Annotated in this window: 12 protein-coding genes; 8 read left to right on the forward strand and 4 right to left on the reverse strand. The window is 69.2% G+C overall.

Annotated features, from left to right (window positions below):
* The first annotated feature begins 81 nt into the window (after nucleotides 1–81).
* Entirely contained in the window at nucleotides 82–297 is a 216-nt protein-coding gene (locus ACIRL2_RS49315; protein WP_402241993.1) for a hypothetical protein, read from the forward strand.
* Between the two features lie 298 nt (nucleotides 298–595).
* Nucleotides 596–1078: a TetR-like C-terminal domain-containing protein gene (locus tag ACIRL2_RS49320; protein WP_402241996.1), complete on the forward strand. Its 483-nt coding sequence runs from the start codon at nucleotides 596–598 to the stop codon at nucleotides 1076–1078.
* 500 nt (nucleotides 1079–1578) lie between these two features.
* Here the strand turns inward: ACIRL2_RS49320 and ACIRL2_RS49325 are convergent, their stop codons facing one another.
* Nucleotides 1579–2070, reverse strand: coding sequence for a DinB family protein (locus tag ACIRL2_RS49325; protein ID WP_402241999.1), 492 nt, complete (start codon nucleotides 2068–2070; stop codon nucleotides 1579–1581).
* A 43-nt stretch (nucleotides 2071–2113) separates the two neighbouring features.
* Complete coding sequence (locus ACIRL2_RS49330; protein ID WP_402242002.1) at nucleotides 2114–2740, reverse strand: SAM-dependent methyltransferase; 627 nt, start codon at nucleotides 2738–2740, stop codon at nucleotides 2114–2116.
* 92 nt (nucleotides 2741–2832) lie between these two features.
* On the opposite strand from ACIRL2_RS49330, the gene ACIRL2_RS49335 reads away from it, so the two are divergent.
* The 5 genes from ACIRL2_RS49335 to ACIRL2_RS49355 all read left to right on the forward strand — a co-directional run bounded on the left by ACIRL2_RS49335 (nucleotide 2833) and on the right by ACIRL2_RS49355 (nucleotide 7055).
* Nucleotides 2833–3426: a helix-turn-helix domain-containing protein gene (locus ACIRL2_RS49335; RefSeq protein ID WP_395873264.1), complete on the forward strand. Its 594-nt coding sequence runs from the start codon at nucleotides 2833–2835 to the stop codon at nucleotides 3424–3426.
* Between the two features lie 360 nt (nucleotides 3427–3786).
* Complete coding sequence (locus ACIRL2_RS49340) at nucleotides 3787–4002, forward strand: MbtH family protein (protein ID WP_395873263.1); 216 nt, start codon at nucleotides 3787–3789, stop codon at nucleotides 4000–4002.
* Between the two features lie 134 nt (nucleotides 4003–4136).
* Nucleotides 4137–5723, forward strand: a complete 1587-nt coding sequence (locus ACIRL2_RS49345; protein ID WP_402242004.1) for an amino acid adenylation domain-containing protein — start codon at nucleotides 4137–4139, stop codon at nucleotides 5721–5723.
* 36 nt (nucleotides 5724–5759) lie between these two features.
* On the forward strand, nucleotides 5760–5990 hold the full coding sequence (locus ACIRL2_RS49350; protein WP_395873261.1) for an acyl carrier protein: 231 nt from the start codon (nucleotides 5760–5762) through the stop codon (nucleotides 5988–5990).
* 222 nt (nucleotides 5991–6212) lie between these two features.
* Nucleotides 6213–7055: a DUF4097 family beta strand repeat-containing protein gene (locus ACIRL2_RS49355; protein WP_395873260.1), complete on the forward strand. Its 843-nt coding sequence runs from the start codon at nucleotides 6213–6215 to the stop codon at nucleotides 7053–7055.
* Nucleotides 7056–7227: 172 nt separating this feature from the next.
* Here the strand turns inward: ACIRL2_RS49355 and ACIRL2_RS49360 are convergent, their stop codons facing one another.
* Together ACIRL2_RS49360 and ACIRL2_RS49365 are read right to left on the reverse strand one after the other, a co-directional pair.
* Nucleotides 7228–7728: a hypothetical protein gene (locus ACIRL2_RS49360; protein WP_395873259.1), complete on the reverse strand. Its 501-nt coding sequence runs from the start codon at nucleotides 7726–7728 to the stop codon at nucleotides 7228–7230.
* A 245-nt stretch (nucleotides 7729–7973) separates the two neighbouring features.
* Nucleotides 7974–9140: a serine hydrolase domain-containing protein gene (locus ACIRL2_RS49365; protein WP_395873258.1), complete on the reverse strand. Its 1167-nt coding sequence runs from the start codon at nucleotides 9138–9140 to the stop codon at nucleotides 7974–7976.
* A gap of 597 nt (nucleotides 9141–9737) precedes the next feature.
* On the opposite strand from ACIRL2_RS49365, the gene ACIRL2_RS49370 reads away from it, so the two are divergent.
* Nucleotides 9738–10925 carry an NAD(P)/FAD-dependent oxidoreductase gene (locus tag ACIRL2_RS49370; RefSeq protein WP_402242007.1) on the forward strand — a complete coding sequence of 396 codons (1188 nt, stop codon included), beginning with the start codon at nucleotides 9738–9740 and terminating at the stop codon, nucleotides 10923–10925.
* Nucleotides 10926–10960 lie beyond the last annotated feature (35 nt).

Consider the following 10960-nt stretch of genomic DNA (forward strand, 5'->3'; position numbering starts at 1 on the left):
CCGATACGAGGTCAAGGCGGCGCACTTCGGCGCGTTCGTCAGCATCGCTGCCGCATTGATCTGCTACCGCCAATATGCCAAATGAAACGACTTCTGAGTTGGACGCTGATGCCCGGCGACTGGGAACTGCCCGGCGTGGACGTCCTCCTTCAGCGGCTTCGCGACGGCATCACCCCGACCGGCGTGGTCACCCTGCACGACGCGGGCGGCGACCGCCAACAAACCGTGGACGCGGTCGATCGACTCATCATCGAATACAAGGCCAAGGGCTGGAACTTCGACCTGCCGTCCCGCTGAGTCCACGGGCCCGGCGGGCCGTCGTGACGCGCGTCGGATCCGGTAGCGGGTAACCCGAGGAGAGTCGCACGGCCAACGGCCCGGCCCGCGGAATCGTCACTCGTCGCCGAGCATGTGCGTATCCACCCGCCATGCTCGGCGACGCGTACGTCCGGCGCCCGGGATTCGACCTTGGTCACTCGCCGAGTTCTCAGACTTCGGCCGGTGCCTTGATCCGGCCGGACACCACCACGGCCGTCAAGGCAAGCAGCGCCGTCAGCCCGAACGTCACGCCGAGCGCGGTTCCCATACCCGCGCCGTGGTGGTGCGTCAGGGCCGTCGCCGCCGGCCCTCCCGCCGCCACCTCGTCGTCGACGCCCTCGCGGCCGCGATGGGCGACGCCCCCACGCCCGACACCGGCTGCACCCACTGCGACCTCATCGCCGGTATCGCCACCCTCACCACCGCCTTCGCCGGCCCCGGCACCCGCCGCGTGTGGCCCGCCCTGGTGGCCGACATCGCCGCCGATCCGGCGCCGGCCGAAACCTTCTTCGCCCGCCTCTTCGACCCCCGACGCGCCGCCACCGCCACCGCCCTGCGCCGGGGCATCGACCGCGGCGACATCCGGCCCGACACCGATCTCGATCTCCTGCTCGACCTCTTGGCGTCCACCACCTACTACCGCGCCCTCTTCGGCCACCTCCCGATCACCGACTCCCTGGCCGAGGACATCGTGATGATCGTCATGTCCGGAGTGGCCACCGACACCTGGCGGGCCCAACACCCCCACCCGTACGCCTGAACCCGCACACCCGACCGGCCGCCTCCGCAACCGGGGGCACCTGCCGGGCCGTTGGTGAACTCCGCGGCATTGGGGCGGGCGCGGCCGATGCGGTCCGTCGGGTCGCCGACGCGGCCGACCGGCTCACCGCTTTCGCGAGTCCGATGGTGTCGGACAACCACCAAGAGTGGTGAAGTATTCACTGAGGGTCATGTGATGGGACGTCATGGGGTATCTCCGGCGAGAGGGAGAGCCCTGTGAGGACGCGTACGGTACGAACCGCAGTGGCCGCCGTGGTTGTCCGGCCGACGAACCGGTGATCGACACCGCCACGCCCGCTCTCTCGGCCGCGGTCGCGGCCGCGCGGGAACGAGCGGATCATCTCGTGCCGGGAGAAGCCGCCCCACGTGGTCCGGGCTGTGACCGGGCGCGGGAAGTACCGCCGGCGGGGGGCCGATCCGCCCGGCTTCGCCGTGCGAATCATCCCTCCCGGTGACGCCACGTCGGCGAAGAGGCGGGGTTCAGCGGCCTGTGGTGTTGTCGATGAGTTCGCGGAGGATGTCGGCGTGGCCGGTGTGGCGGCCGGTTTCCTCGATCATGTGGGTGAGGGCCCAGCGGATGCTGGGGGCGGAGCCGGAGCGTCCGGGTCGGGGGAGAGGGGCGGCGAGGTCGCCGCATGCGTCGAGGACCTTGTTCGCGCGGTCGACGGTTGCCCGGTAGCGGGCGACGAGGTCGGTGACGCTGTCCTGCGGGGCGGGGCGGAATGTCGCAGGCCAGTCGGTGACCGTTTCGCCGAGGAACGTTGCCTTTTCGACGGCGATCAGGTGGTTGAGGAGGCCGAGCAGATTCGTGCCCGAGGGGACTGCCGGCGTCCGGACTCGAGGCTCCGGGGCTCCGTCGACCTTCTTGGCGATCGAGGCGCGCAGGTAGTCGAGGAATCCGCGCAGGACGTCGGCTTCGCTGTTCGCGGTGCGGGGCGGCGGGGTGTCGCGGCGGCGGGAGGCGGTGGGCACGGCGGTTCTCCTGGGTTGGTGCTTGGTTCCGTGTGGGGTGGTGTCAGCCGGTTCGGCGGATGAGCAGGACGTGGTCGACGACTTCGGCCGTGTGCCCGTTGGGGCCGACCGCGACTCGGCGCGGCGTGTCGGCGCGTTCGACCGTCCACCGATCGGGGGACAGGCGCATGGGTGCGGCGACCTCTCGGGGGGTCGGATACCGCACGTCGGGGTCCTGATTCCATGACCACGGCGCCGTCGATCCGTGGTCCACGACCAGGAGTCGTCCGCCCGGACGCAGCAGGTGGGCGGCAGAGCGGAGGATGGCGGTTCTGTCCTGTGCGTACGGGGTGTGGAAGTAGTGGGCGGTGACCAGATCGAACGGGCCTTCGGGCAGGGAGTCGCGTGCGTCGTGTTGCCTGGCGCTGATCCGGTCGCTCAGGCCGCGCGCTTCGGCCTGCCGGGCGAGTCGCGTCGTCGCCACGGCCGAGACGTCGAGGGCGGTGACCCGCCAGCCCCGGTGGGCGAGCCACAGCGCGTCGCCGCCACCACCGCATCCGAGGTCGAGCGCGCCGCCCGGCGGCAGCGGGGTCACCGTCTCGACGAGACGGTCGTTCGGCCGCGGGTCGGCGGACGCGGGCCGCTCCGCGTAGACGTCGTCCCAGTATTCGGCCGCGTCGGAGCGCTCCATGAGGGTTCCTTCCACTCGGTTTCCGTGCGGCCAGTCTCGGCCGGTGGGTCACGAAGTGGCGCGGATCCTTGCCGTTTCGGCAAGCTGGTCCCATGGACTCTGCAATGGAAGACGTGCTCGACGCGGTCGGTCCGCGGCTGCGGGCGCTGCGCCGTGCCCGCGGGATCACCCTCGCCGATCTGTCCGCGAGCACCGGGGTGTCGGAAAGCACGCTGTCCCGTCTGGAGAGCGGTCAGCGCCGGGCGACTCTGGAGTTGTTGTTGCATCTGTCCCAGGTCTACGACGTCCCGCTGGACGATCTCGTGGGTGCGCCGCGCACCGGCGACCCGCGGATGCATCTGAAGCCGATTCGGCGATTCGGGATGACGTTCGTACCCCTGTCCCGGCGGCCGGGCGGAACGCAGGCCTTCAAGATGATCATTCCGGCGCGGGCGGAGCCACTCGAACCGACCTTGCAGACGCACGAGGGCTTCGAATGGCTGTACGTGCTCAGTGGCACGCTGCGACTGGTGGTCGGAGAGCGCGATCTGACGGTCAAGGCCGACAACGCGGCCGAATTCGACACCTCACTGCCGCACTGGCTGGGAAGCGCGGACGGCGGAGCGGTGGAACTCCTCGTCCTGTTCGACATGCAGGGGGTACGCGCCCACGTACACGGCGATCGCACGACTCGGGCGCAGCCATGACGGGGCCCGGGCCCGATGCCCGGTCATGGTGGCACGGAATTCGGTGCGGTACGGGTTCGGATGGAACACCGGGAGATGGGCGAGCATTCGGCATTGTGGCGTCGGTGGTCGCGCCCTACCGTGTGGTGTCGGCAGGCCGAGTTCGGCTGCGGATGCCGGGTGTCCTGTCGACAGGACGACACGGAAAAGGCGAACCCGCGCCCGATTCCGGAATCGCGCATACCCGATTCGCCCCGTGACGGTCGGGGGTCGCCCGGAGCGCGGCGAATTGCAATCCTGATTTCCCGCTGCCGATCGAATGCCGCTCGGTCCCGCGTTTTTCAATCCACAGTCGCGTCGTGACGATTAAGGACGGTGCCCGTGAGCACGAACCCCTTCGATGACGAGGACGGCCGCTTCCACGTCGTGGTCAACGACGAGGAGCAGCACTCCCTGTGGCCGGTGTTCGCCGACGTGCCCGCGGGCTGGCGCGTGGTCTTCGGCGAGGCGTCCAGGGCCGACTGCCTGGAGTACGTCGAGCGGAACTGGACCGACATGCGCCCGAAGAGCCTGCAGGAGGCGATGGCGGCGGACTGACGGCGGAGGACCGACCGAGCCCGTCGAGGAGACGCCGAGCGGCGCGCCGCCCGCCGAGCGCCGGACCAGCCCGTTCCCCGTGGTGTGCCGGCGCGCCCTGGTCGACCGGACACCCGTCACATCGGAGTCAGTTGATGATCCTTCAGGGAAAGCGGGTCGCCCTGCCCGCGGTGCCCGTCGTGCACAGGCGGTTCGAGGCGCACGCGCGGGCCGCGCCGGACGAGGTCGCCGTCTTCTGCGCCGGACGGCAGGTGACGTACGCGGAACTGGACGCGAAGGCCAACCGGTTCGCGCACTTCCTCACCGCGCGCGGACACGGCCCGGGTGCGAAGGTCGGCGTCTGCCTGGACTACTCGATCGACATCGTGGTCGCCATCCTCGGCACGCTGAAGGCGGGCGCGGCCTACGTTCCGTTCGACCCGGCGTACCCGGCGGCGCGGTTGCGACTGTTGCTGGGGCAGGTCCCCGACCTCGCCTTGATCGTGGCCTCCCCGGCCACGGCCGAACTGGTCGAGTCGGCGGCCGTCGAGGTGCTCGTCCTCGAGGAGTTGTCCGAGCACCTCGACACGCTTCCCACGACCGGTCCCGACGTCCCGGTCACCGGGGACGACGTGTGTTACGCGGTCTTCACGTCCGGGTCGACCGGTACGCCGAAGCTGACCGCGGTGCGGCACGAGGGCTGGTTCAACCTGCTGAACTGGCTGATGATCGAGTACGGTCTGCACTCCGGGTCGAACAACCTGGTCGTCAGCGCGTTCGGGTTCGACCTCTCGCAACGCAGCCTGATGATGCCGCTGTTCTGTGGTGCCACCCAGTACCTGATGGCGAGCCGCAACTTCGACGCCGCGATGGCCTACGGCATGCTGAACCGGCACGAGATCCGCACGGTGCACTGCGCCTCCAGCACGCTGTACCTGCTGGTGGACTGGGAGACCGCACGCGGCGGCGACGCGCTCACCCGGCTGGACTACGTGCTCTTCGGCGGCGAGCCGCTGCACGCGGAACGGCTCACCGACTGGGCGGGGCGCGCCGGGAACACGTGCACCCTCCTGCACCAGTACGGCGTCGCCGAGTGCACGGACGTCGCGTCGTCGTACGACCTCGCCGACTACCGGCCCGGCGAACACGAGATCGCACCGGTGGGCAGACCGGCGTACAACACCGATCTCCACCTCGTCGACGAGGACATGCGCGGTGTCGGGGCGGGGGAGTACGGCGAGATCTGCATTTCGGGAACCAGCGTCGGCGCCGGCTACCTCAACGGCACGGGTCCCGAATCCGAGCGATTCACCACGATCGTGGTCGACGGCGAGCCGCGCAGGCTGTACCGCACCGGCGACCGCGGTCGGGTGAACGAGGCCGGGGACCTGGTCGTCGCCGGCCGGATGGACGCGCAGGTGAAGGTGCGGGGCATGCGTATCGACCCCACCGACATCGAGCGCGCGCTCGGTCGGCTGGCCGGGGTCCGGCAGGCGGCGGTGGTGACCAGGTATACCGACTCCGGCGAGGCCGAGTTGATCGCGTTCATCGTTCCGACGGGGGACGATCTCGCCGAGAACGACGTGCGCGCCCGCCTGCTGGAGACGCTGCCGCGGAACATGGTTCCGGTCGGGTTCGTCAACATCCCGCGGATCCCGCTCAGTCCGCACGGGAAAGTGGACCGGGCGGCGCTGCTCGACGCGTGCCGGAACCGGTACGCCGACAGCGGCACTTCGGCATAGTCGACGGACCTTGATGACACAACGGAGAGGACTGTGATGATTGCCGAGCGGGTGCACGCCATCTGGTGCCGGGAACTCCGGCGCGACGACATATCCGTCGACGACGATTTCTTCGCCCTGGGCGGCCAGTCGGTGATCATGGCCAGGATCCAGGGAGCCTTCATCGAGGAACTGGGCGTCGAGGTCCCGGCGGACCGGATGTACCTCAACCCGACGGTGGCGTCGATCTCCGCGTACATCGAATCCCTGGGTGCGATATCCCAGTAGCGTCGGGTGACCACACCGGTCGGACCGGTCGTGGGGAGGAGGCGGTGCGACTGGCGGACACGCCGGCTGTGTCGGGCCGAGTAGCGTACGGGGAGTGTTCCGCAGGGCGTACGCACGAGTACTGTGATGGCGCCATCGGGGTCATTGCAGCTTGCCATGGCACATCATGTGCGCCATGATGGCGCCATCGATGTCGGCCCGTTCGTGATGAGAAGGACAGCCATGCCTGTTTTCGATACGCCCAAGTCGATCTCGGTCACGATCGAACTCCACGTCGGCGACGTGCAGATCACCGCCGAAGACCGGACCGACACCGTCGTCGAGGTACGGCCGAGCGACGTGAGCGATGCCTCGGATGTGAAGGCCGCCAAGGAGACGACCGTCGAGTACGCGGACGGCGTACTGGTGGTCAAGGGCCCGAAACCGCTCGCGGGACTGGACCTCTCCCGGAAGACCCGTTCGGTGGACGTCACGATCGCGCTGCCCGTCGGCTCGCACGTACACGGCAAGGCGGCACTGGGAGAGTTGCGCTCCTCCGGTCGCCTGGGGGAGTGCGCGTACAAGACCTCCACCGCGATCGTCCACCTCGACCACGTCGGCCCGTTGCGCCTGAACTCGGCGGGCCACATCACCGTCGGCCGGGTCGACGGCGACGCCGAGGTCGGCACCTCCATCGGACGGATCCGGATCGGCGAGATCGACGGTTCGATCAAGGCCAAGAACTCCAACGGCGACACCGAGATCGGCACGGTCACCGGCGACGTCCAGGTCCGCAACTCCAACGGCGACATCTCCATCGACCACGCCTCGGGGTCCAGGACCGACGCCAAGACCTCCAACGGCAACATCCGTATCGCGGAGGTCAGTCGCGGCGAGGTCGTGCTCAAGACCGGTTCCGGTGACCTGGAGGTCGGCATCGGCGGGGACCGCCCGGCGAAGCTGGATGTGGCCACCGGATACGGGCGGGTGAACAACATGCTGGAGCAGGTCGCCGCGTCGTCCGAGGAAGGCATCGAGGTGCGGGCGCACTCCTCCTACGGAGACATCACGATCCACCGCGCCTGACGAACGACTCTCGTCGAAGGGACGGCGGGTACGACGCGACGCGCGGGACGGGGCGGCCCTTCGTCAAGTCTTCCCCGGCCGTCGACGGGATGCGGACCGCACACGCATCCCGTCGGTAACGGGTGGGTGTGCGGTCGGCCGGCCGGGTTCGGTTGGTGCTCGTTCGCGGCGGCTACTGCACCCAGCCGCTGAACTGCTGCTTGCCGCGGTGGGATCGCCTGCTGTTGGACAGGGCCGCGGCGGAGGCTCGGACCATCCACGTGTTGACCGAGATGCCCTGCCGGGACGCCGCCTTCTCGATCTCGTCCTTCATCTCCTGCGGAGGCCGAAAATTGATCCGGGCCGTGGCGCCGCCCCTCGCCGTACCGGTCGACCAGTCGCCCGCCGCGTCGTCGGTCTCCTCCGCGGCGCCTTCCCCCGCGCCGTTGCCCGAGGGCGCCGTCACCACGAAACTGGGTTCCATCCCCCGCAGGCGCAGGTCCACCGAGCCGGGCGCCAGGTCGCGGGTGATCTCGTCGGCCGCGGCCGACAAAACCTTGAGCAACGTGAGCCGGACGGCCGACTCCAGCGGAGCGACGAGTCGCTCGGCGACCGCGCGGGTCTCGGCATCCCCTGCCGCGGAGGCCGTGACCAGCTCGTCGCGCAGCGCCTCGACGTACTCCCGTAGTTCCATGGAATCATGATGGCACGTTGATTGCGCCGCGCGGCGCCTGCCTGGCCCGGTAGTTTTCCGCGGCCCTCGCGTCCGGGTGAACACGGCGTTTCGATGGGCCGGTGGTCATCGTTCGCATTTCTGCGGGCTGCCGGATGAGGGTGGTTCGAGTGGCCTGTGGCCATGGTCGACGGTGATGGCGCCATCATGGCACCGTGGCATTCGCGTACAGCGAGCGCAAGCACGCGGTCTCGGGTGCCCGGTGGTCAGGACGGGCAGTATTCGGCGCTCAGAATCGCCAGGCCGGTCTCTCCTCCCCAGTCACTGTTGTAGTTGATCGCGATCTGCCGGCGGCCGTCCTCGGTGGTGGCGACCAGGGAGGTCGACCCCGCGGTGCCTCCGTCGTGGTACCACAGGGTCGTACCGCAGCCCAGCGTGAACCGTTCGATGCCCAGTCCGTAGGACGCGCCGGGGAAGTCGGGATTGTCGACGGTGGTCATCATCGCCTCGAGCTGCCGCGACGGCAGCAGTCTCCCGCGCATCAGGGCCCGGTAGAACACGTTCAGATCCTCGGCGTCGGCGATGATGTCGCCGTTGCCCCAGGTCTGGGACCCGTTCATCGCGGTGACGTCCTCGATCCGATCCGGCTGCGACCTGAAGAGTTTGGAGTAGGCGCGGCTGCTCGGCCGGGGCAGGTGGACGCTGTCGCCGGGGTGGGACGTCGCCCTCAGCCCCAGTGGTTCGATGATGCGATCGCGCACCTCGTCCTCGTACGACCTGCCGCCGACCCTCTCGACGATCAGCGCGGCCAGGACGTCGTTCGTGCCGGAGAACGAGTGTCTGGCGCCGGGCGCGAACAGCGGTGCGTGGGAGAAGGCCACCGCCACGCGCTTCTCGGGCGTCAGGGTGTCATAGCGGTGCCGGAGGAAGCCGTCGCCCTCCAGGTACGTCTCGCCGTACTCCTTGTCGGCAAGGTAGTCGAACAGGCCGGTGGTGTGGTTGAGAAGCTGCCGAACGGTGATCGTGCGGCCGTCGTTGCCGTTGCCTCGCACCAAGCCGGGTAGATGGCGCTCCACGGCGTCGTCGAGAGCGAGTCTTCGCTCCGCCTCCATCTGGAGCAGGACGGTCGCCACGAAGGTGTCGGTGATGTTGCCGATGCGGAACCGGTCGTTCCTGCCGCGCGGCGCACCCGTCCTCAGGTTGCCCACGCCCGATGTCGCCTTCCAGACCCGGTCGCCGTCTCGCGCCTGGGCGGTGATGCCGGGAACACCGGCCCGCACGGCCGCGTCCATCGCGCGCTGCGTCGCCCGGTGGTCGCCGGGCGGGCAGGACGCGTCCCGCGACGCCTGGGCGGAACCGGTGAAGGCGGTGGCCGCCATCAGGACCGCCGCCACGCCGATCGCGGCGGCCCTGGATCTCTTGCGTAACGTCATTGCGCGCTCCTGGGAGTCGTCCGTACTCGGCCGTGTGCCGTACCCGCGCGGTCCGTCGGCGGCAGCGTAGATCACCCGTGTCGCGCGTGGGGTGCATGCGGGCGGTCGCGCGGACGACGACAGGCCGTCGCCCGCTCGTGCCGGGATCAGGGGCCCGGGGGGACGGCGTTCGGCCGGGAAGTCGGCGATCCTGTCTCCCTTGTGACCCTCGGCGGTCGAGACCTACGGTGGCGTCGGCATTCCGGGCCGGCTGTGGATGCCGGGTGTCCCGTCGACGGGACGACGTCGAACGGCGAGCCCCGCACCCGGCCGGAGATTTCCGATTCCGAGTCGCCGCGTGACGGTTATGGCGTCGCCCGGGCCGACGATTTCCAATTCGAAGTCACTTCGTGACGGCCATCCCGACAATTTCCTTTTCGAGTCGCGAGAATGGGCCCGCGCTGCCGGGTCGTTTCTCCCGTGGGCCCGGACGGTTAGCATCACATTCGTGCTCGGCAGCGGTTTTCCGCCCGCTGCGTCGCCGGCGCGCTCGATCACCGCGAATTATCCGACCGCTGCCGCATTGTGATCCAATTACCAATCGGTAAGAGAGGCGCCATGTACGACGTCATTGTCATCGGTGCCCGTTGTGCGGGTTCGCCGGCGGCCATGTTGTTCGCCCGGCAGGGCTATCGCGTCCTGCTCCTGGAGAAAGCGCGCTTCCCACAGGACACGCTGTCCTCGCACTACATCCACCAGCCGGGCGTGGCGCTGCTGGAACGATGGGGGCTGCTCGACGCACTCCGCGACGCGGGCTGCCGGCCGATCGACCACCAGAGCTACGAGGCGCCCGGTGTGCGGCTGGACGGCTTCTCCCTGCCGGTCGACGGCCAACGGACCACGTACGCCCCGAGGCGGTATGTGCTCGACCCGATCCTCGCCGGCGCCGCCGTGGCGGCCGGTGTGGAGTTCCGGGAGTCCTGCTCGGTCACCGATCTGGTGTTCGCCGACGATCGGGTCGTCGGGGTGCGGTACACGACGCCCGGCGGCGCCGAGGCGAGCGAGCGGGCGCGGCTGGTCGTCGGTGCGGACGGCATGCGCTCGCTGGTGGCCCGCAAGGTCGGCGCACCGAACGTCGTCGAGCACCCCCGGATGACCTGCACCTACTACAGCTACTGGGCGGACGTTCCCGCGCACTTCGAGCTGTACGAACGGCAGGGGCGCTGGATCGGTGTCATCCCCACCAACGACGACCTCACGCTGATCATGACCTACTTCCCGCAGGACGAGTTCTCCGACGTCCGTACCGCGGTGGAGCCCGCCTACCTCGAAGCCGTGCGTTCGACGGCTCCCCGGTTGTCCGAGCGGATGTCGGCGGGCCGGCGGGTGGAGCAGTTGTACGGCACCGGCCATCAGGAGAACTTCTTCCGGAAGGCGTTCGGGCCCGGTTGGGCGCTGCTCGGGGACGCGGTGCACCACAAGGACTCCATCACCGCCCGCGGCATCACCGACGCCTTCGTCCAGGCCCAGTCGCTCACCGGCCACATCGGTCAGCGGTTGCACGACGACGCGGCGCTCGAACAGGCGCTGGAGCGTTACGAGGAAGACCTGGACGAGACCTTCTCCGGCTTCTACCAGGGCGCGCTCAACGTGGCCGAGTTGAAGCCCGAGGGGCGGGCCGAGTTGCTGCGCAACCTGGTCGGTCACCAGGAGCTGATCGATCGGTACTTCTCGACGCTGTCGGGTGCCATTTCCATCGACGACTTCTACAACACCGACCTCTTGACGGTGCTCGATCAGAGCTGAGTGACGGCTCGCTCCCTCGTGGTCCTGCCGATTTG

Origin of the sequence: Embleya sp. NPDC127516 (assembly GCF_044765325.1) — a bacterium.
Classification (GTDB): domain Bacteria; phylum Actinomycetota; class Actinomycetes; order Streptomycetales; family Streptomycetaceae; genus Embleya.